Origin of the sequence: Blautia sp. An249 (genome assembly GCF_002159835.1) — a bacterium.
In the GTDB taxonomy this organism is placed as follows: Bacteria; Bacillota; Clostridia; order Lachnospirales; family Lachnospiraceae; genus Blautia_A; species Blautia_A avistercoris.
In genome coordinates this window covers 41423-63441 of the sequence record NZ_NFJL01000014.1, presented here as the reverse complement: position 1 = coordinate 63441, position 22019 = coordinate 41423, and the positions used below count along the sequence as shown (strand labels likewise).

The window sequence follows — 22019 nt, the reverse complement described above, 5'->3', positions numbered from 1 at the left end:
AGTAGCAGTCCCGTTTCACTTTTAATATGGGGCTTAGTTTTTTGTACCCAGTTTAAGAATACTTTTATCATGTAATTTTATATGCCCGAAAACATATAAGTGTTTTGGGGCTATTGGAGTTATTTACCCAGTGATAGGAGTATTTATCACTGGGTATTTTTATGCCCTTTTTTGGGTGTTGATAGGAGGAAAATCACATGAAAATAATTAACTTAGGCATTCTGGCTCACGTTGACGCAGGAAAGACAACATTAACGGAAAGTTTATTGTATACCAGTGGTGCAATTGCAGAACTAGGGAGCGTAGATGAAGGCACAACAAGGACAGATACAATGAATTTGGAGCGTCAAAGGGGAATCACTATCCAGACAGCAGTGACATCTTTTCAGTGGGAGGATGTAAAAGTCAACATTATAGATACGCCAGGCCATATGGATTTTTTGGCGGAAGTATACCGTTCTTTATCCGTATTAGACGGAGCAGTATTATTAGTTTCTGCAAAGGATGGCATACAGGCACAGACCCGTATACTGTTTCATGCACTACAGATAATGAAGATTCCGACAATTTTTTTCATCAATAAAATTGACCAAGAGGGGATTGATTTGCCAATGGTATATCGGGAAATGAAAGCAAAGCTTTCTTCGGAAATTATAGTGAAGCAAAAGGTTGGGCAGCATCCCCATATAAATGTAACGGACAATGACGATATGGAACAGTGGGATGCGGTAATTATGGGAAACGATGAACTATTAGAGAAATATATGTCAGGGAAACCGTTTAAAATGTCAGAACTGGAACAGGAAGAAAACAGGAGATTCCAAAACGGAACGTTATTTCCCGTTTATCACGGAAGCGCTAAAAACAATCTGGGGATTCGGCAGCTTATAGAAGTAATTGCCAGTAAATTTTATTCATCAACGCCTGAAGGTCAATCTGAACTATGCGGGCAGGTTTTTAAGATTGAATATTCAGAGAAAAGGCGGCGTTTTGTTTATGTGCGTATATATAGCGGAACATTGCATTTGAGGGATGTTATTAGAATATCTGAAAAAGAGAAAATAAAAATCACAGAGATGTGTGTTCCGACAAACGGTGAATTATATTCATCCGATACAGCCTGCTCTGGTGATATTGTAATTTTACCAAATGATGTTTTGCAGCTAAACAGTATTTTGGGGAACGAAATACTGTTGCCGCAGAGAAAATTTATTGAAAATCCTCTCCCTATGCTCCAAACAACGATTGCAGTAAAGAAATCTGAACAGCGGGAAATATTGCTTGGGGCACTTACAGAAATTTCAGATGGCGACCCTCTTTTAAAATATTATGTGGATACTACAACGCATGAGATTATACTTTCTTTTTTGGGGAATGTGCAGATGGAAGTCATTTGTGCCATCCTTGAGGAAAAATATCATGTGGAGGCAGAAATAAAAGAGCCTACTGTTATATATATGGAAAGACCGCTTAGAAAAGCAGAATATACCATCCACATAGAAGTCCCGCCAAATCCTTTCTGGGCTTCTGTCGGGTTGTCCATAGAGCCGCTCCCTATTGGAAGCGGAGTGCAGTATGAAAGCAGAGTTTCACTTGGATATTTAAATCAATCGTTCCAAAATGCGGTTATGGAGGGGGTTCTTTATGGCTGCGAGCAGGGGCTGTATGGATGGAAAGTGACAGACTGTAAAATCTGTTTTGAATATGGATTGTATTATAGTCCTGTAAGTACCCCCGCAGACTTTCGGCTGCTTTCCCCTATCGTATTGGAGCAGGCTTTAAAAAAAGCAGGGACAGAACTATTAGAGCCATATCTCCACTTTGAAATTTATGCACCGCAGGAATATCTCTCACGGGCGTATCATGATGCTCCAAGGTATTGTGCAGATATTGTAAGTACTCAGATAAAGAATGACGAGGTCATTCTGAAAGGAGAAATCCCTGCTAGATGTATTCAAGAATACAGGAACGATTTAACTTATTTCACAAATGGGCAGGGAGTCTGCTTGACAGAGTTAAAAGGATACCAGCCAGCTATTGGTAAATTTATTTGCCAACCCCGCCGCCCGAATAGCCGTATAGATAAGGTTCGGCATATGTTCCACAAGTTAGCTTAACAGCTTGCAAAAGTCATATAAAATGAGATTTGAAAGGATTAGAGACTAATTATGATGAAATGCGAATGGATATTGTGTCCTGTTTGTGGGAGCAAAACCCGTAATAAAATTAGGAAGGACACTGTTTTGGAGAATTATCCCCTTTATTGTCCAAAATGCAGACAAGAAAGATTGATTAAAGTTGACAACTTGAAGATAACTGTCATCAAAGAGCCAGACGCTTAAGACGCAGAGCCGATGAAATTGTGGAACAATTCACGAATCATCGGCTCTTTTTGTTTCGTATTTGAAAGAACAAACTCACCAAATAAAAAAAACGATATTCGGGTGGGTTATTTTGTTATACCCTAAATTACCCTCTGAATTTGTTTTTAAATTTGGAGGGATTTTTTTATGTCCTTTTTTCGGGCAGTTATCTATCTGCTCATACGAAGCAAAATTTATCAATACATAGCATATCAGAGAACGGCAGGAAACCAGTTAAAAAAATTTCTGCCAGTGCAACGGTACTTCTCACCTTGAAAGTAGAAGTACAATCTCCATACAATAGAATTACTATTTCCTATAACCGTAAAGGTCACAGAGCCTTTGCGGTTTTTCTTTTGTCGATTTTTGTTGGAAAGTGCCGTAGGGCTGTTTCTGATATGCGGTGTCGTTCTCCGCCTCTCCATCTGGATTTTTTACATTTCAAAAATTCAGATGGGAGGTATTTATGGTGAAATATGCACCAAGAAAGGTATATATCAGAGAAAGTGGCGGCTATGTGGAATTATCCTACACGGAGTTCTGCCGTTGCAGGGAATCCGACCAGACCTATATGGACAAGCTGTTTATCCCCATTCAAGGCTGTCTGCTTGAAGTCGTGAGGGAGCAATACACAGACTTCTACCGTGACAAGGAACGGTGGCGTTATCTGCAAAAATTAGATACAAAGAATAGACTGCTATCTCTCGACGGATTTACGGACAGCGAGGGGAATCCTCTGGACTTTATCACTGATGAAGCGGTGGACATTGCAGAAACCGTTGTCAATGCGGTCATGGTGGACAGGCTGAAAGCCGCCCTGCCTTTGCTGTCGGATAGTGAACAGGAGCTGATACAGGCAATCTTTTTTGACGGACTTTCCGAGCGTGAAGTCGGGGCGAGGTTGGGCATAACCCAGAGCGTTGTAAACAAACGCAAAGCCAGAATCCTAATAAAACTAAGAAAGATAATAGAAAATTAAAATTTAAGGCGTTCAGCCCCCTTGTTTTTTCCTTTGGGAAGATGAGGGGGCTTTTCTCTGCCCTCTCAATCAATTCTGATTGGAGGAAGTAAGAATGGCATACAACCACGGACGGGAGGACAGGAAATGGCGTATCTGGAAAGAAGCGGAGGAAAAGCTGCTGCGTGAGTGCGGCGTTGATGAAGCGACCATTGAGCAGATACGCATGGCGGACAGGGCAGACTTCAATTCCAACAGGCGGTTTTACCGATGGACGAATGACGTTGCGGAATATCTTGAGGACATGGCAGGCAGGGAGCGGCAGGCGGAAGTGGGTACGGTTGCGGAGTTACTGGAAGAGATTGAGAGCGAAAATCTCTATCAAGTATTAGTCACGGTGGACGGGCGTACCTTGAAAATCGTCCTGCTGAAAATGCAGGGGTATTCCACAAAGGAGATTGCCCCGCTTGTGCATTTGACGACTGGTGCCATCTATGCGAGGTTAGACCATCTGCGGAAGAAGCTGCGGAAAATTTTATAGCTTCTAAAACAGCCTGCCATCCTGCGGGCTACTGGGTGAGGGATGGAAATCCCCTCACTCATTTTTTGCAGGAGGACAACAGGATGGCATACAGGGTTAAGGCATACACGCTTCGGGAGGAATCCACGGAAAGCGGCACAAGGTATTTTATCAGCTTTAAGGACGGGCAGGGCAAATCCCACGAGTTGGAAGTGTCGGAACAGTTCTTTATGGAGTTTCGGCAGATGGAGCGCAGGAACAGGAATCTTTTCTAATGGGACGAGCGGCACAGGGAGTTTAACGAGGTATGGGACGAAACCCTTTACAGACGGGCGTTGCGTGTGCCTAAGAGCCTTGATGAACGCATGGTTGAGGAAGAACGGAATGAAACGCTCTATAAGGCGGTTGGGAGCCTTCCAGAGATACAAAGGCGGCGTTTCCTGCTCTACTACGAGTATGAGTTCAATTTTTACCAAATCGCCGCTATGGAGCATTGCACCGCTTCGGCAATACAGAAATCTGTTGCGATTGCAAAGGAGAAAGTAAAGGCGGAAATTGAAGAAATATCTCCAACCGTGACCGACACCGCCCGAAAAAGAAATCTGTTTTTTATTTGTGTGGGATTGGCGGCATTACATACTCTCACTTTTTTCCGTGGGAGTAAATCTATTTTTAAGGAGGTCAACGCCTATGTGCAACGAAAACAAAGACACCGCCCGAAAGGAGGAAAGCCATGCAGAAGTTACAGACAGTCAACGCCGAAACGCTCCTTTATGAACCGCTTGAGAAACCATCCTTTGTGGTGGACAGCCTTATCCCGACAGGCTTATCGCTGTTCTGCGGCTCACAGAAGATAGGCAAAAGCTGGCTCATGCTGAAGCTATGCTTATGCGTGTCGCAGGGAATCCCTTTATGGGATATGCCGACAATGGAGGGCGATGTGCTTTACCTCTGCCTTGAGGACACGTTCTGCCGCATACAGGACAGGTTATTTCGTTTGACGGACGAAGCAAGCGGGCGGCTCCACTTTGCCGTGGCAAGCTGCAAGCTGTCAGACGGTCTTATCGTGCAGCTTGAAGATTATCTGAAAGATTACCCAGACAGCAGGCTCATTGTCATTGATACCTTGCAGAAAGTCCGTACAGCTTCAAAAGACAATGCCTATGCAAGCGACTATGGGGACATCTCCCTCATCAAAGACTTTGCCGACAGGCACTCTCTGGCGGTCATTGTCGTACACCACATCCGAAAGCAGAATGACAGCGACGTGTTCAACAAGGTGTCTGGGACGACAGGATTAACGGGGAGTGCGGACGCTACCTTTGTTCTGGAAAAGGAGAAACGTGCGTCTGACACCGCCAAGCTGTATGTGACGGGCAGGGACACGCCTTATCAGGAATACACGCTGCGTTTCCGTGATTGCCGTTGGGAGCTTGTGGAGCGGAAAACGCAGGAGCAGCTTGCGAAAGAAACGATACCAGATGTCCTTTTTCGGTTGGTGGATTTTATGAGGGATAAGGAAGAATGGATAGGCACGGCAACGGAACTGTTAGCCGCTATGGGGGAAACGGAAACCATACCCACGGTGATTACGAAATGGCTGAATGAATACCGCACCACATTTTTAAGCGAGAACCGTATCTGCTACCAGTACAGCCGCAGGAAAGACGGCAGGCGGATTGCCCTTGCAAGGAGGGCGGGTGACAGCGGTGATGGTGGTGACAGCGATATTAGGATACCCCCCTGTTACTGTCATTGACGCTTAAAGCCATGTAAAGCTGGCGGCTCTGCCCTGCGGGTGACAGCAGTGACGGTGGTGACAGTGATTTTAGGATACCCTGCCGCTGTCATCCCTACGGGAGAACACCCCGTAAACGCAAAATGCAGGCGTGAGATTTACTCGCCCTTTTCGGTCGTGTAAAACCACCCCTGCGGTCAGAAAAATCATTCCGATTTTTCCGACTGCGTTTACAGGGTGTAACACACTACACTTTGCCCTGCAAAGTCGTGTGCCAGACGTTCCCTCTGGACTCCCTTAAGGCAGGGCTGTGCCCTGCTATCCTACGCCTTACGGCTTCGGATAAAAGAATGGCGGCATGACGGTGACGGCTCTTGCGAGGGGGGTATCCCAAAAACACCGTCATCATCGACATGACCGTCATGCAGGGGGTGAGGGTGACAGTTGCGGCAGTCGGCAGGGGGTATCCCAAAACTGCTGTCACCACCGTCACCGCTGTCACCCCAAAGGACGGTCACCCGCCGAAAGAAAGGAGGAATCCGCCTATGCCTTATGCAATCCTGCGTTTCCAGAAACGAAAAGCGGGCGGCGTTGCGGCTTGTGAACGCCACAACGAGCGGAAGAAAGAAGCCTACAAAAGCAACCCAGATATAGATATGGAACGCTCTAAAAACAATTACCATCTCATAGCACCACCAAAGTACACCTACAAGAAAGAGATTAACCGCATGGTAGCCGAAGCGGGGTGCAGGACAAGGAAAGACAGCGTGATGATGGTGGAAACGCTCATCACAGCTTCACCAGAATTTATGAACCAGTTACCGCCCGAAGAACAAAAAGCGTATTTCCAGACGGCTCTTGACTTCATTTCGGAGCGTGTTGGAAAGCAGAATATCCTCTCCGCTGTCGTCCATATGGACGAGAGAACGCCCCATATGCACCTCTGCTTTGTGCCGATTACGCCAGACAATAAGCTGTCAGCGAAAGCTATCTTAGGCAACCAGAAATCATTATCCGAGTGGCAGACCGCCTACCATGAGCGGATGTCCTCACGGTGGAATCAGCTTGAACGGGGGCAGTCCTCAATGGAAACCAAGCGGAAACACGTCCCCACATGGCTCTATAAATTAGGCGGCAGGCTTGATAAACAGTATGAAGAAATCGTGTCTGCCCTATCCGACATCAACGCCTTTAACGCAGGGAAGAAAAGGGATAAAGCGTTAGATTTACTCTCTGCATGGCTGCCAGACGTGGAGAAATTCTCTAAGGAAATCGGGAAACAGCAGGCGTATATCGACAGTTTGAAAGAGAGAATTGGGCAGGAATCAGACTATGCGGGGCGTATGCGTGATGAAAAGTACGAGCAGGAACTAAAGGTGCAGAAAGCGAATCAGAAGATATTTGAATTGCAGAGAACCAACGAGCAGATGGGGCGGCTGCTGTCAAAAATACCGCCCGAAGTGTTGGAAGAATTGCAGAAAAATCATAGAAGCAGAGCGAAAGAAAGGTAGATATGTGAATGAAGAAACAGGATTTTAAGGTGTTAAAGACCAAAGACTTGTACCCGTTCCCCGACAATCCGTTTCATGTGGCAGAAGATGAAACACTGTCAGAGTTAGCGGAAAGCATCAAGGAATTTGGCATTGTCACGCCGATAATCACACGCCCGAAAGAGGACGGGGACGGTTATGAAGTGATTGCAGGACAGCGGCGTGTCCGTGCTTCTGAACTTGCAGGGATAAATACCGTGCCTGCGTTTGTCCTGCCCTTAGACCGTGACCGAGCCATCATCACCCTTGTAGACAGCAATTTGCAGCGTGAGAATATCCTGCCATCGGAGCGGGCGTTTGCTTACAAGATGAAATCCGAAGCCATGAAGCGGCAGGGTTTCCGCACAGACTTAACCTCGTCACAAGTTGTGACGAAGTTGCGGACGGACGACAAGGTGGCACAGGGCTTCGGCGTGGGCAGGATGACCGTGCAGCGTTTTATCCGCCTGACGGAACTGATACCGCCGATTTTGCAGATGGTGGACGAGGGGAAAATCGCCCTCACGCCTGCGGTGGAACTGTCCTTCTTGAAGAAAGACGAGCAGGAAAACCTCTTTGCCACGATGGAGAGCGAAGAAGCAACGCCCTCACTCTCACAGGCACAGCGGATGAAACAGTTAAGCCAGAGCGGGCGGCTTGACATGGATACGATATTTGCGATTATGACGGAGGAAAAGGGCAACCAGAAAGAAACCTTGAAAATCAACACAAGCAAGCTGAAAAAATACTTTCCGAAGAACACAACGCCGAAGCAGATGGAGGAAACCATCATCAAACTTTTGGAGCGTGAGTTGCAGAGGAAACGCAACCGTGACAGCCGCTAATCTTCTTTTTTCGGGAAGTAAATACAGAGAGTTGAGGTATGGAGAATGAGAGAAATCCAGTATGAAATCGTAAAGGAAATCGCAGTATTGTCTACGGGCGACAGTGGCTACACAAAGGAAATCAATCTCATTTCATGGAATGGGAAAGAGCCGAAGTATGACATCCGCAGCTTTTCCCCGAACCGTGAAAAGTGCGGCAAGGGAATCACGCTGAACGCTGATGAAGCGGCGGCACTCCTTAAAGCATTACAGAAAGAATTAAACAGCGAGGATTAATGGTATCTGATTGGCAGGGCGGGGACATTTCCAAACTCTTCCCTGCCCTGTCTGGAAAGGAAGATTTAAGTATGGGCGAGGATAAGAAAGCAGATAAAAAGAGAAAGCGTATCGTGCCAAAAGCACCAGTGCAGATGATAATCAGCCGTGAATATGTCGGCACACAGACCGTTACAGAAGCGTTTGTCCCGATTATCTCCGAGGATATTCGGAAGAAGATTGCCGAGGGCGACACCTTCGACAATGAGGGGCTGTCCGCTTAGAATGTACGCAATGGGACATGAAAACAGATAGGACAGATACGGAGGTTTTACAGTATGGCAGGAATCAAAGAAGAAAAGAAAATCTATTTAGTCGGCATTTATTGCCGCTTATCTAAAGACGATGGTACGGATAACGAGAGTGCGAGCATTGCGACACAGAAATCCATCCTCACGGATTATGTGAAAAAGCAGGGATGGCACATAGCAAAAACGTATGTGGACGATGGTTATTCTGGTACAAATTTCCAAAGACCAAGTTTCCAGAATATGATAAAAGACATTGAAAGCGGTCTGATAAACTGCGTGATTACGAAAGATTTATCCCGTCTGGGGAGAAACTATCTTGATTGTGGGTTATATCTGGAAGTTTTCTTCCCAGAGCATAACGTGAGGTATATAGCGGTCAATGACGGCGTAGATACCTTGAATAAATCTGCTATGGACATCACGCCTTTCCGCAACATTTTAAACGAAATGTATGCCGCTGACATATCTGTTAAGATAAAATCGGCATATCGGGCGAGGTTTCAACAGGGGAAATTCATGGGAACTACCGCCCCTTATGGCTATATCAAAGACCCTGCCGACCACAACCATCTGCTGATAGATGATAAAGTGGCACATGTTGTAAAAGAGATATTCGACCTTGCATTAAAAGGGAATGGAGTTGCCAAAATTTGCAGACATCTTAATAAACAGCATATCCTACGCCCTGCCGCTTATGCGGCGGAGCGTGGCGAAACAGGCTTTGAACGTCATTTTGAGGGGAACGAGGACAAACGCTATATTTGGAGTGGGAACAGCGTGAGGAGCATTTTAAGAAGCCCGATATATGCGGGAAATCTTGTAGGCTACAAACGGATTGCCGCCAATATGAAAAGCAAGAAACGCCCCTCTAAGCTGCCCGAAGAATGGGAAGTGATACCCAATACCCATGAGGGAATAGTCACGCAGGAGGAATTTGATATTGTCCAACAGCTTATTACAAGTCGTAGGCTTCCACAGAACAAGGGAGGATTTGTAAATATTTTTGCAGGCGTTATCAAGTGTGTGGACTGCGGATGTGCTCTGCGGGCAATGAACGTACACAGGAGGAAACGCCCAGAGATTATCGACTGTGTACAGTATTCATGTAATAATTATGCAAGAAACGGAAGAAGCGAGTGTAGTGCCCACAATATAGAAGCAAGGGATTTATTCAATGCCGTTCTTGCCGACATCAACTGTTTTGCGGATATGGCAGTGAATGATGAAAAGGCGGTCAGGGCCATAGAAAAGCGGCTCACGGAAACAGACCAGAGCAGGGCGAAAGCATTAGAGAAAGAACGTAAGAAGCTGAACAAACGCCTTGCGGAACTGGACAGGCTGTTTTCCTCTCTCTACGAGGATAAGGTCATGGAGCGTATTACCGAGCGGAATTTTGAGATGATGTCGGGGAAATACCAGAAAGAGCAGCTTGAAATTGAAGCAAGGCTGAAAGAGGTGACGGAAACTCTTAATGAAAGCTACGAGAAATCACGGGGAATCCGTGACTTCCTCGCCCTTATCCGAAATTATCAAGGCTTAAAAGAACTGGATGCAACAGTTATAAACGCACTCATAGACAAGATACTTGTTTCGGAGCGTGAGAAGATGGCAGACGGAACAGTGAAGCAGGAAATCAAGATTTACTATAAATTCATCGGCTTTGTCGATGAATTACATATCATACCTACAAAACGGTGGGCAGCAATGCCCGCTAAAAATTGTACGGTGTGCGGCGTTGAATATGTCCCGGGCTCTGGTGCATCAAGGTATTGTCCTGCTTGTGCCAAGAAGATACGGAGGGAGAAATCAAACGAGAGCAAACGCAGGAGCAGAGAACAGAAAAGGATAGCATGTATGAACTGTCCGCAAAAAATGACCGACTGAAGTCGGGAAGGCCGGGCATTTCAAAACGCGCCCGGCCTTCTCTCCTGCTTTTCTACTTCCGCAGAATCTCGATATCCTGATTGCCCGAACATAGAAGCTCGCTTCTTCGCTCATATCCAGAAAAACCTGCCTGTTTCGCCGCTTCCTCCACCTCGCCTTTCAGTACGCCCATATCCATGCCCTGGAAATAATAAGGCAGATAGCCTAACACCATATCCCAGGGGCCTGTGTGATCCTTCGCAATTCCCTCTCCAATAACCAGAACCACGCCGCCCGGATTCAATGCGTCATAAAATTTCTTCAGAAGCTGTTCCATGTGTCCTTTGGCAAAAAGCATAATGCTGGAGGCCAGGATCAGGTCATAGCCGCTTCCAATATCATCCGTCAGAAAATCCCCGCTCACTGCCCTGGCCCGTTCCGTAAGGCCGCAAAGCTCTGCAGATTCCTCAATCAGACCGACAGGCAGGCGGTCAAACAGCACTCCTGTGCGTGATGTATTGTCGCCAATGACCGCAAGGCCCAGAAGCCCTGTGGCGCAGCCCGCGTCCAGTATCCGGCGGATGGAAGCGTTTTCGGGAAGGGAACGCACAATCTCAAGCAGTTCCTTCTGGCGATAGCCTGTCTGGGCGCCTCTGAGCGCCTTTCCATACTGCTCAAAATCAAGCTGTCCCTCCATGGCGGACTGGTCCATGGGCTGCGGGCCCTCCGTTACCGCCTTTACCACGTCCATGGGAACGCTCCCCTCTCCCATTCCGTAAAATACCAGGAACTCGCCCAGATACTCCGGGCTGCCCTTTACCAGATAGCGGCTTGTTTCCGGCTGATTCTGGTAAGCCTCCCCTTCCTTTTTCAGAAATCCCAGGGCTGTCAGGGCGCTTAAAAGATACTCTGTATTTGCCTCATTCCAGTTCTTTTTCTCCGCCAGCTCCTTTGCTGTGGTTTTGTCTTTCAAGGATGAAAAAACATCCAGCTGCATGGCGGAATACATGACCTTGCCATAAAGGGATAAAAATGGCAAGCACGTCAGCTGCTTCCAGATACCAAGTTCTCTCATTGTCAGAAACCTCCTACTCTTTTTGTGCTTCTACTATACCATTTCCCCCTTCATGGGCGGTACTCTGTCCGGCCGTATTTTGTTCCGTTTGGACAACGGATTTCCGATACTCTCCGGGAGTGCAGCCCATCTGCCTGGAAAATACCGCTGAAAACTTGCTGGGGCTCTCATACCCTACCCGCAGCCCAATCTCCGCCGCCGGAAGCGAGGTCGTAAGAAGCAGCCTGGCTGCCAGCTCCATCCGATACTGCCTGAGATACGCACCCGGTGAAGTTCCGTACACGCCTTTAAAGCATTGCTTCATAGAAGTCAAAGGGATACCAAACCGCTCGGAGAGGTCTGCCAACGTAATACGTTCTTCCGGGTGTGCCTTCAGGTAAGCGCCAATCTGCTTGACCGCCTGCACCTGGTTTCGGGAAAAATAAGGTTTTTCCCTGGATTCCCTGTGTTCAGCCCGGCTTAAATAAAGAAGCAGCTCCAGCACGCGCAGTCTTATAAAACCTCCTCCGCAGCTTCCCCGGCAATATAGGCCTGACACAATATTTTCAATCAACGGGTCTGAGCGGAAAAGAATCAACCGGTTTCCCTTCCCCAATCTCTGCCGGATTCCTCCAAGACTTACAGACTCTGTTCCCAGAACCCCCGAAAGCTCTTTCAGACTCTTTTCCGCCTCCGCCGTCCCAATGACCAGATTCAGGCCATGGTAGTGAGATAATGGATAGGCGTTTCTCACCGGAGAAGTTTCAGGGATATTGACAGACAGATCTCCCTCCCCCAGATACACAAATTCCCCGTCCGCATATTCGCCCTCAAAACGCCCCTCCCGGCAATGCTGGATAGAAATAAGATCTTCCGGGAACGGTAGGCCGGACTCGCCATAATCCAGGTGCTCCGCATGAATATCATAATAAAAAAGCAGGATTCCCGGAAACACCTGCACCTGTGTCACCCGGCATCCATCCTGCTTTTCTTCCTCTTTTTTGCCAAAAAACAATTCCGGACGGATGCCTGCAAGCAGCTCCTGATTCATCGAACAAATCACCCTCTTTATTCGGAATGGAAGAACCTTTTTGCTTTTATTCGGCGATTTACTGCTTTTGTCGCGGTTCTATCCATACTCTACTTTCCAATTAGTTGCTTTTGGTTAGTTATTACTAACTCGCAAAAAAGAATACTTCATTTCCTCTGATTTGTCAACGAACCCACTAGCTTTCCCACGTCTTTTACCCGAAAAAAGCACCTGTTTCCGGCATCATGCCGTATTTAGCTGCTTCCTCCGGTATTTACGCTTTTTGAACTTGGCTGCCAGACAAATATTTTATTGATATTAAGCCGATACAGTTCCCGGCTATTTTGTAAGGAGATTGCTTCCCTTTTTTGCTGATAATCACCTCCTGCACCACTTTGCCATCACATCAGGCAAAATCACCTGTCATATCGGTTTTTCTAATCTTGCTCCTGTTTGGCTGCCTTTTTCAGCCGGGCAAAACTTTTACTGCTGATAGCGTGTTCGATCCGGCAGGCGTCAGCTTCCGCTGTCTTAGGGGCAACACCTGCGGCAATCAGTTGCTCTGTAAAGAAGCAATGGCGTTCATAGAGGATGGTTTCCAGATAGTCCTCCCCGGACGCATGAAGTTTCATCATTTAATTCCCCTCAAAAGCAAAGAACCTTTTTAATCGCTCCCGGCTTATCCTGTTCCACCCATCGCTCCATAGCACTTTGCCATTTTCGATAAACACAAAATAATTGCAGCACTCTGCAATCAGTTCCGGGTCATGTGTAACAATGAATAATGTTTTCCCCAATGAACTCAATTCTCTCAAATTTTCTGCCACTTTCTTCATGTGCCTATAATCTAATCCGCTTGTCGGCTCGTCAAAAATAATGACCTGCTTATCAGACGCAATCGCACTGGCAATGGCCACCCGCTGCTTCTGGCCACCAGATAAAGACATCGGATGGGCGTCCTTATATTCTGAAATATGCAGACTTTCCATAATGCGATTTGCTTCGAGCAATGCTTTTTCCTCGTCTGAATAATCCAGACTTAGCAGAATTTCATCCATTACACTTTCTGTAAAGAGTTGGTGGTTTACATCCTGCATAACCATATAGCACGCCTTAATCCGCTGACTTGCCATATAGGTTTTCCCGTTCATGGTCATACTGCCTTTTGCTTTTTGAAGCAGCCCACACAAATTATGTGCAAAAGTGGTTTTCCCAGCCCCATTGTTGCCGACTACTCCAACCACGGAGCCTTGCGGAACCATCAAGTCAGATATATCCAGTACCTTCCGCTTTTTCTTTTTTCCTTCAGAAGCATTTTTATAAGAGGCTTCAAAGTCCCGAAAATATAGTTGTTTTGTCGCACAAACCACGCTTTGCATTTTACTGAAATTTTCCGACTGCAAAGCTCTAAGTCCCAGAGAGTGCAATTCATCGGTGGACTTTTTTCTAAAATCAGAGATGGAAAGATTTGCTTTTATTCGTCCATTTTGCATATACAGAACCCGATCTGCAATATCCATCAGATAGTACAAGCGGTGTTCCGCAATCACAATGGTTTTCCCTTGTGATTTCCATTCACGCAATACATTTTTTAATTCTCTGATTGATTTAATATCCAAATTGGAAGATGGTTCATCTAACACAAATATATCCGGTTCCATCGCTGAAACAGATGCACAGGCAATTTTTTGTTTTTCACCGCCAGACAATGCAAAAAGACTTCTATTCAGCAAATCTTTAATTTTTAATGCGTTTACGGTGTTTTCTATTCTTGAACTAATTTCTCCTGCATCTATTCCTATATTTTCACATCCAAATGCAATTTCGCTGGTAGTGTCTACCGTAAAAAATTGCGTTCTTGGATTCTGAAAAACAGAGCCAACCACACCAGACAGGGAATAAAGAGAGCCATTTTTCACATCAATTCCCTGCACAATCGTTTGCCCGGTGAGTGTTCCTTCATAGTAATGGGGAATTAAACCGTTAATTAAGCGGGTAAGCGTTGTTTTGCCACAGCCTGATTCTCCGCAGATTAAAACAGCCTCGCCATCATGGATTGTCAAATTTATATTTTCGATTTTTCCTTTAGAATCGCCTTGCTCATATTGAAACGACACATCCTTAAACTCTATCATTTCAACCCTCCCGAAAAAAGCAGGAACACCAACAGGGCGGCAGTAACAACGAGCATGAGAACAAGGTCTTTCCGGCAAAAGCCTATTTTGCAAATGCTTGTACGTTTTTTCCCGTTCCCTAACCCCCTAGTCAAAGCAGCGGCAGAGAGGTCGTTCCCTATTGTCACCACCGACATCATAAGAGGCACAATTCGATATTCTAATACGGCCCCCGGATGCTTAAAAAAATTTTTTCTGTAATTCCTCTCATACGCATAGCGTTTCCGATAGATTCAGCTTCTTCGGATATGGTAGGGAAGAATCGGAACATGACGGAAAATGGAATAATAAATGCCTCTGGTATGTGCATACGCTGCATGGCAAGGACAAATTCACTAACCTTTGTTGTCGAAAGAAGATAGTACCCCATCATAGCACTGGGAAACCATCTTGTTCCAAATTGAGCCAACAGCGATATTATGATTGTTCCCAGCACTCCCATATATGGAACGAGAAACAAATTTACCGTCCATGAGATAACAAAAACAACCAGATAAATGATGGCAGCCTTTTTCCTCCTGCCCGAAAGCAGGAGGAAAAAGGGAATCAGCGCCAATACAGGCTTTAACCAGAAACTAATACCGTCCGTTTTTCCATCAATCATCACAATGCTGAATACCACCAGCATATATAGCTTCGTTCTTGGATCAAGCCAAAAACGCTGCTTTGAATCAACTGACAGTAATAATTCTGTTTTCATTAGACAATGCCCGCCTTCACAAAGTGCTTTTTCAGGATTGCCCTGCCCAGATAAGCGCCAATTACGCCCCCAACGATACCTAAAAGAATAACCACCGGCAGCATCCAATTAGCTGTAAGGTTCATCACAGCATTGATATACTCATCCGTACCTCCGCTGCTTCTGTATGCCTCAAAGAAAGTATCTCTCATAATCCACATCGGCAGCATGGAACCGATCACCCATTCCGTAAACACACAATATCCTAACACCGTATGTTTCCAGCTTTTATACTCGCCTGCTTTAAAAATCAAATCGGCAAGGAAACCGAAAATAATTCCAAAGGGAATCGAAATCCAGCTTTGGCCCATCAAAAAGCAGAGAACGCTGACAAGTGTACCCATAATCGTAGCAGCACCAAATTTTCCGGTCTTTGTCAGAAACAGCATGAACGGGATGCCGCCCAGAATCCCCAGCACCAACGGGATGATGACTGCAAAAATAGGAATGTAGCCCATCATGCCGGTAATGAAGAACATCACAAAATAGATGACAGTGAAGATACCGATGTTGATGAAATCTTTTGCGTTTAATTTTTTCTTGTCCATTGTAGGAACTCCTTTCATTTTTTTGGTCATCTTTTTGACCATTGTGGTACACCCTTGGGTGTTTCTTTTATGCAAGACTGTCTGCCTTGATTTTCCAACCGATTGCCTTTTCTCTCATACCAACGAAATCCGCATATATACCAGCCTGTTTGATAAGCTCGTCATGCGTTCCCCGTTGAGAGATTTTCCCTCGGTCGATAACGATGATTTGATTTGCATTTTTCACGGTTTTCAAGCGGTGGGCAATCATAATGATGGTTTTTCCCCGTGTTAATGCTTCAATCGCTTTCTGAAGCTCTGCTTCGTTTTCGGGATCGACATTTGCTGTCGCCTCATCCAAAATAATAATGGGCGCATCTTTCATAATCGCTCTTGCAATAGAAATCCTCTGCTTTTCGCCGCCAGAAATGGTTGCGCCGCTTTCGCCAATTACTGTCTGATACCCATCCGGTAATGCCAAGATAAAATCATGACACCTTGCCGCTTTTGCCGCTTTTACTACATCCTCATGAGTGGCATTTGGAGAACCGAATTTAATATTGTTCTCAATCGTATCCGGGAACAAATATACATTCTGGAACACCATACTGATATTTTTCATCAGACTGTCCAGCTTATAATCTTTGACATCAATCCCACCGATACGGACACTTCCGCTGTCAACATCCCAAAAGCGGGCAATCAGATTTACCAATGTCGTTTTCCCAGAACCAGACGGGCCGACAATCGCTGTCGTGGTTCCCTGCAAAATGGTAAGCGATACATGGTCGATTACTTTTTTATCCCCATAAGAAAAGCTCACATCCTGCATTTCAATGTCTAACCGTGCAGGGGCCTGCTCTTTACCGTCAATATCAATCTGCGGACTCTGATTGATTTCCTCCACACGGTCAATAGAAGCGTCAATCATCGAAAGCATAAAAAACATTTCTCCCGCGCTTTCTAACTGACTATATACCATAAACGCCGATACCAATATCATCAGGCAATATGTCAATTCCAACGTACCATTTACAAAAAGCACGATAGCAGTGAAAGCAGCAATAGCGCTGGCGATGCGTAAGCAAACCTGCTCCGCTGCTATATAGGGAATTCGCTGTCTTTCAATAAGCTGATTCTTTTTCTGCGTTTCGTCAATGGATTTTTCTAACGTGGTATTTGATTGCTTTGCCATGTGAAATGCCCGCACAACCCCCATTCCCTGTATGTATTCCAGTACGGCGTCCATGAACTCCGTCTGTGCTTCTAACCGCATAGGAGATAATTTTTTGGAGCAGCGCAGGAGCATGGTGTTAATCACCATAAACAGGATTACACCAGTCAAAAAAATCAGGCTGATCTTCCAGCTAAAACAACACATAGCAATAGAAAAGATACTGGCATGAATCACACCTACCAAAGTGCGTACAATAATAGCAAAGGACATGCTTTCCAAATCACTCATGGTTGCCGTTGCAACGGATGTGAGATTACCCAGGCTGTGGCTGTTGAAATAACCCATTGGCATATATTTCATGCGGTTCCCAATCTGAATCCTCTTGTCCTCACACATCCGATAACTGCCTTCACCCTCTTTTCCGTGTGCCAGATACCAAAAAATAATGGTTCCGATTACACTGGCTAACATAATGCCAAAAGCAAGAAGCGCGGTCTGTGTGGTAATATCATCACGAACTAATCCGTCCAAAACAACCAAAAGGGCAGCAAATTGCAGGGCCTCTAAAATGCAGCGTATAATTTCATAAAGAAGTCCCAAATACCAATTCCGGCTCTGACGGCCTGCAAAATGAAAGAATTTCCGAAAAGAACGTATCATGCCGTTTTCACCTCCTTCGCATCCATGTGAGCCGCCCACATCGTATGATAAAGACTGCATTTTTCCAACAATTCCTTATGCGTTCCTTTTGCCTGAATCATTCCGTCTTTCACAACAACAATCTGATCGGAATCCGTAATTGTTGACAGCCGGTGAGCTATGACAATCATTGTTTTTCCCTTTGTCAACCGGCTGATGGCATCCTGAATGACTGCCTCATTCTCCGGGTCAGTGTAGGAAGTTGCTTCATCAAGGATAACAATCGGGGCATTTTTCAGCATTGCTCTGGCAATCGCAATCCGCTGACGTTCTCCGCCGGACAAATGCCCTCCGGCACCGCCAACCACAGTTTCGTATCCGTGTTCAAGGTTCATAATGAACTCATGGCAGCCAGAAGCCTTTGCAATCTGTTCTACCTCGGAATCACTTGCCTTAGGTCTGCCCATGCGGATATTGTTGCGTACCGTGTCGTTAAACAGATAATTGTCCTGTGATACATAGGAAATCAAATCGTTCAGTTGGTCGATGGGGATTTCTTTTATGCTTTTATCTCCAATCGTAATCAATCCTCCGGTCACATCCCAAAAGGACGCAATCAATTTTGCAATCGTTGACTTTCCGCTGCCGGATGGCCCTACAAAAGCTGTAATTTTCCCTTGTGGAATTGTCAGGTCAATCCCTTTCAGCACCTCTTTTTCATCGTATGCAAAATGAACATTTTCCAGAGAAATCGTAAGGTTTTGTAAATCGCATTTTTCTTCTGGACGGACAAGCTCCGGCTGATTTAATATACCGTCAATCTCTCCCATTACTGTACCTATTTTGGCAATATCATCCGTGAAGAACATGGCAGCTACAATAGGGCCTGCAATCCCCAACGACAGGACTGTTACCGTAATAAAGTCAGCCGCCGACAAAGAACCGTTCATATAAAACAAGCATCCTATTGGAAGCACACTGATAAGCGCCGCAGGCCACACACTCATCATAATTGCCGAATATTTTTGTGTATCTTTCATCCAGTCTAAAATCAGGTCTGCATTTGCATGGACTGCATTGGTGAATTTCTGATAAGAATTATCAGCCTGATTGAACGCCTTAATGACTTCGATACCGCCTATATACTCTACTGTTGTTGCGCTCATGTGGTTTCCTGCTTTTACAACCTCCCCGTATTTCTTAGGGTACTCTTTCATCATTCCCATGTAACACATCATTCCAACCGGAATCGTAATCAATGATACAAGCGCCATTCGCCAGTCCAAAACAAACAGATAAATGATAATTGCGATTGGTACGAGCAGATTAGAAGTCATTTCCGGAATTACATGGGCAAGAGGAACTTCTAATTGTTCGATTCGTTCCACCATACCGTTTTTTAACTGTCCGGACGGAGTGCCCAGGATATACCCCATAGGAACTCTGGTAAGTTTTGAAGCAATTTTCCGTCTTGCCTCGGATAGTACTTCAAAAGTTGCCTCATGGGATGTCCTTGTGGAAATTCCCATTAAGATTGCTTTGAAAACAAAACAGCCACCGGAAATCAGGCACCAAACCATGTAAAATGATAAATCCCGATTTCCAGAGAGTAACGCAATCGTCATTTTCGCTGTTGCAAAATAGGGAACGATACCAAAAGCAACTCCCAGCACAGCAAGGATGACAGAAATGATATACCCTGTCTTATGCGGCTTCGCAAACTCTACAAGTCTGCCAAATGGATTGCCGCCCTGTGACTGATTCATACAAATCCCTCCTTCGGTTAGATTCCGCTAACCTATATTCAAAAGAAAAAGCCGATAATCTGTCATGTATTTTACCATGAACAAATTATCGGCTCTGCGTCTTAGCGTCTGGCACTACTGATAATCGTATTTTCATATTGTCAACATCTATCAAACATTCCTGTTTGCACTTCGGACAAAATATGGGGAAATTTTTCAAAGAAGTATCTGCCCGTATTTTTGTCCTTGTTCTGCATTTACAAAACGGACAATGTATCCAGCCATTTTCGTCCACACAAAAATCTTCCGTTTTCTGCATTTCTATTGCACCTTCTTCCCGCCTATTATTGATAATATTCTTTCCATCCATTCCCGTAAAAGGTACGCAGCTCATTGATATAATTTTTCGCTTCTTCCATCGGCATATCGTGGATTACCACTTCAAATATCCCAGAGTAAAAAGCGCTGGAAACAACATGTAAAAACCCATCTGTAATACGTCCCTCTGCCAGGGCTTTGCTTTTCGCTTGAATCAAAAATTTCTTTGTACAGTCTGTGTCCAGTTCTACTAAATCTTCTAAAAATTCTTGATAATAATTCCCCGGCGCTCCGGTAATCAGCAGTTTAAATTCCGAAAAGTATTTATAGATATATGCTATCACAGCTTCAAAACCGCGATTTGAATATTCCATACATTTTTCATTCTGCTCGTTTCCCGGCAAAGAAGAAAATCCACTTAACGTTTGCTGCAGCAACTCTTTCAGACCATTGGCTGCTGGTTCCACAAGAAAACGGAACAGTCCCTCCTTGTCTGAATACCGCGTATAGATTGTACTGGTACTGACACCGGCGTTTTGAGCAATCGTCCGTATAGAAGCGTCCGTGTAGCCTTTTCCTAAAAATTCTTCCTTTGCGCAGGCAAGAATCTTTTCGTCAAACCCTTCGATTCTGCTTGCCATTGATGATCCACCTTCCCCTTTTGAGACACCGTTTTTAAAACACTGTATTTAAAACGATGTTTTAATTATAACAGAGAAATTCATCTTGTCAAGAGGAGCATCGAGATTTCGTATTTCCTCAAAAAAGATAGCCGCAGCCAATAAAAATAGAATCTAATTGGCCGCGGCAATAACTTAATACTTTTGATTACTCTGTATCTTGAAAGTTCTTCGTCTTCAGGCTCACAAATTTGTATCCATTTTCTTCTTGACCATGATTGTTCCCGTTGCGGAAGCCGTCATGCAGGCAACTACATGACTAACCAGCACTGCAGCCCAAATCCCGTTCAGGCCAAATCCTAAACAGGAAAGCAAATAGGCCAGAGGCATCCGTACCACAATATAATAGAAAACCATCAGGAGCATACTCTTGGAAGGTTTCCCCATTCCATTGAGCATACCCAGATAGCAATTTGTAACGGTGTTAAGAACATACCCAATGCTGACGATCAAAAAATATGTTCCCACGATGACTGCGACATCACTGCTTTTCACGAATAGGCCAGAAAGCTGTTTGGAAAAGCCAACGACCAAAACAGAAAGGAGCACCAACAGGCCACAGCCATATCCCAATGCACATTTCAGATAGTCTTTTGCCCGGTCATATCGCGCGCCGCCAACACACTGTCCGATAATGGTAGTCAGGACCATGTTCAGCGCCATTGCCGGATAGAATAGAATGGTTTCCAGCTTCCCTGTTACCCCGTAAGCCGCTATTGCCGTGACGCTGTATGTGCTGACGAGCGCCGTGAGGAACGTCGTGCTGATCGCCGGAATACTCTGCTGAATGACCGAGGGAACTGCTTTTTGAATGAACGTCAAAACATCGTGTCTGTCAAATACGGAGATTTTAAACGCAAACAATTTTTTCTTTTTCAGATAGATCAGCATAAACAGCAGACAAATCATCTGAGAAAGCAGCGTTGCAATCGCCGCGCCGTGAAAGCCAAGAAAGTGAATAAAAATAGGATCAAGAATAGCGTTTAAGATCGTCGATACCAGCATCGCCGCCGCTTGAAACATAGAGTTGCCAAAGCTGCGCAAAACAGCAGTAAAATATAAATAGAGATAAACCGCCAGATACCCAAGTACATAGATGGACAGATAACTGTATGCCATTTCATAGGTTTCAGCCGGGGTATTCAGTGCGTTCAAAATCCCCGGAAGAAAAACCTCAAGCAAAACCGTTACAAGGACAGCGAAAACCACTGCGACACAAAACGATGTGACAACCAGACTTTCCGTTCTTTTCCTGTCCTTTGCCCCAACAGCCTGAGAAATCAAAATAGATACCCCATTGGTCGCCCCCATCGCAACAGAAGTTAAAACCAGAATGACAGGGGTGGAATTTGTCAAAGCGGCATAGGCCGTTTCTCCAAGCAAATTGCCGATCCAAAGGCTGTCAACAAAGTTATACATCATATTCAGAAACATAGCTGCGATCATCGGGAGCGCCATTGCCATGAGACAACGCTTTGTGTTGCCATTAATAAAATCAATTCTAGCATTCATAATAAACATCCTTCCTCTCTTATGAATGAATATCATTCATTT

At 45.2% G+C, this 22019-nt stretch carries 20 protein-coding genes and 2 pseudogenes; 11 read left to right on the top strand and 11 right to left on the bottom strand.

Annotated elements, in window-relative coordinates; translation table 11 throughout:
- Positions 1 to 197: 197 nt before the first annotated feature.
- The 11 genes and pseudogenes from tet(O) to B5F53_RS13335 all read left to right on the top strand — a co-directional run bounded on the left by tet(O) (position 198) and on the right by B5F53_RS13335 (position 10403).
- On the top strand, positions 198 to 2117 hold the full coding sequence (tet(O), locus tag B5F53_RS13395; protein ID WP_000691758.1) for a tetracycline resistance ribosomal protection protein Tet(O): 1920 nt from the start codon (positions 198 to 200) through the stop codon (positions 2115 to 2117).
- 51 nt (positions 2118 to 2168) lie between these two features.
- Positions 2169 to 2342, top strand: coding sequence for a cysteine-rich KTR domain-containing protein (locus B5F53_RS13390; RefSeq protein ID WP_002779755.1), 174 nt, complete (start codon positions 2169 to 2171; stop codon positions 2340 to 2342).
- Between the two features lie 490 nt (positions 2343 to 2832).
- Entirely contained in the window at positions 2833 to 3342 is a 510-nt protein-coding gene (locus tag B5F53_RS13375) for a sigma-70 family RNA polymerase sigma factor (protein ID WP_105116765.1), read from the top strand.
- A gap of 94 nt (positions 3343 to 3436) precedes the next feature.
- Positions 3437 to 3862, top strand: a complete 426-nt coding sequence (locus tag B5F53_RS13370) for a sigma-70 family RNA polymerase sigma factor (RefSeq protein WP_000323895.1) — start codon at positions 3437 to 3439, stop codon at positions 3860 to 3862.
- A gap of 83 nt (positions 3863 to 3945) precedes the next feature.
- Positions 3946 to 4420 (top strand): annotated as a pseudogene (locus B5F53_RS19655) (RNA polymerase sigma factor).
- 154 nt (positions 4421 to 4574) lie between these two features.
- Positions 4575 to 5607: pseudogene (locus B5F53_RS13360) on the top strand (AAA family ATPase).
- Positions 5608 to 6124: 517 nt separating this feature from the next.
- Positions 6125 to 7090: a MobV family relaxase gene (mobV, locus tag B5F53_RS13355; RefSeq protein WP_001820668.1), complete on the top strand. Its 966-nt coding sequence runs from the start codon at positions 6125 to 6127 to the stop codon at positions 7088 to 7090.
- Between the two features lie 8 nt (positions 7091 to 7098).
- Complete coding sequence (locus tag B5F53_RS13350) at positions 7099 to 7953, top strand: ParB/RepB/Spo0J family partition protein (RefSeq protein ID WP_000743700.1); 855 nt, start codon at positions 7099 to 7101, stop codon at positions 7951 to 7953.
- Between the two features lie 45 nt (positions 7954 to 7998).
- Positions 7999 to 8229, top strand: a complete 231-nt coding sequence (locus B5F53_RS13345) for a YdbC family protein (protein WP_001206986.1) — start codon at positions 7999 to 8001, stop codon at positions 8227 to 8229.
- Between the two features lie 71 nt (positions 8230 to 8300).
- Positions 8301 to 8492 carry a hypothetical protein gene (locus tag B5F53_RS13340; protein WP_001820669.1) on the top strand — a complete coding sequence of 64 codons (192 nt, stop codon included), beginning with the start codon at positions 8301 to 8303 and terminating at the stop codon, positions 8490 to 8492.
- Positions 8493 to 8546: 54 nt separating this feature from the next.
- Positions 8547 to 10403, top strand: coding sequence for a recombinase family protein (locus B5F53_RS13335; RefSeq protein ID WP_001820670.1), 1857 nt, complete (start codon positions 8547 to 8549; stop codon positions 10401 to 10403).
- A gap of 52 nt (positions 10404 to 10455) precedes the next feature.
- On the opposite strand, the gene B5F53_RS13330 is transcribed toward B5F53_RS13335, so the two are convergent.
- From B5F53_RS13330 to B5F53_RS13280, 11 genes are all read right to left on the bottom strand, one after another.
- Positions 10456 to 11457, bottom strand: a complete 1002-nt coding sequence (locus B5F53_RS13330; RefSeq protein WP_087224236.1) for a methyltransferase family protein — start codon at positions 11455 to 11457, stop codon at positions 10456 to 10458.
- 13 nt (positions 11458 to 11470) lie between these two features.
- A complete protein-coding gene (locus tag B5F53_RS13325; protein WP_087224234.1) occupies positions 11471 to 12487 on the bottom strand; it encodes a helix-turn-helix domain-containing protein in 1017 nt (338 codons plus the stop codon).
- Between the two features lie 416 nt (positions 12488 to 12903).
- Entirely contained in the window at positions 12904 to 13101 is a 198-nt protein-coding gene (locus B5F53_RS13320; protein ID WP_242970318.1) for an iron dependent repressor, metal binding and dimerization domain protein, read from the bottom strand.
- A complete protein-coding gene (locus B5F53_RS13315; RefSeq protein ID WP_087224232.1) occupies positions 13102 to 14601 on the bottom strand; it encodes an ABC transporter ATP-binding protein in 1500 nt (499 codons plus the stop codon). It abuts the gene before it with no gap.
- A gap of 199 nt (positions 14602 to 14800) precedes the next feature.
- A complete protein-coding gene (locus B5F53_RS13310; RefSeq protein WP_242970317.1) occupies positions 14801 to 15340 on the bottom strand; it encodes an energy-coupling factor transporter transmembrane component T in 540 nt (179 codons plus the stop codon).
- Entirely contained in the window at positions 15340 to 15927 is a 588-nt protein-coding gene (locus tag B5F53_RS13305; RefSeq protein ID WP_087224300.1) for an MptD family putative ECF transporter S component, read from the bottom strand. Before B5F53_RS13305 ends, B5F53_RS13310 begins: the two co-directional genes overlap by 1 nt.
- A gap of 67 nt (positions 15928 to 15994) precedes the next feature.
- Positions 15995 to 17743 (bottom strand): ABC transporter ATP-binding protein, encoded by a 1749-nt coding sequence (locus tag B5F53_RS13300; protein WP_087224230.1) that lies wholly within the window; start codon positions 17741 to 17743, stop codon positions 15995 to 15997.
- Positions 17740 to 19488, bottom strand: coding sequence for an ABC transporter ATP-binding protein (locus B5F53_RS13295; RefSeq protein ID WP_087224228.1), 1749 nt, complete (start codon positions 19486 to 19488; stop codon positions 17740 to 17742). Before B5F53_RS13295 ends, B5F53_RS13300 begins: the two co-directional genes overlap by 4 nt.
- 85 nt (positions 19489 to 19573) lie before the next feature.
- The gene (locus tag B5F53_RS13290) at positions 19574 to 19786 is read right to left on the bottom strand and encodes a cysteine-rich KTR domain-containing protein (protein ID WP_087224226.1); all 213 of its coding nucleotides are present in this window, start codon (positions 19784 to 19786) and stop codon (positions 19574 to 19576) included.
- 25 nt (positions 19787 to 19811) lie between these two features.
- Complete coding sequence (locus B5F53_RS13285; protein ID WP_087224224.1) at positions 19812 to 20426, bottom strand: TetR/AcrR family transcriptional regulator; 615 nt, start codon at positions 20424 to 20426, stop codon at positions 19812 to 19814.
- A 222-nt stretch (positions 20427 to 20648) separates the two neighbouring features.
- A complete protein-coding gene (locus B5F53_RS13280) occupies positions 20649 to 21977 on the bottom strand; it encodes an MATE family efflux transporter (protein WP_087224298.1) in 1329 nt (442 codons plus the stop codon).
- Positions 21978 to 22019 lie beyond the last annotated feature (42 nt).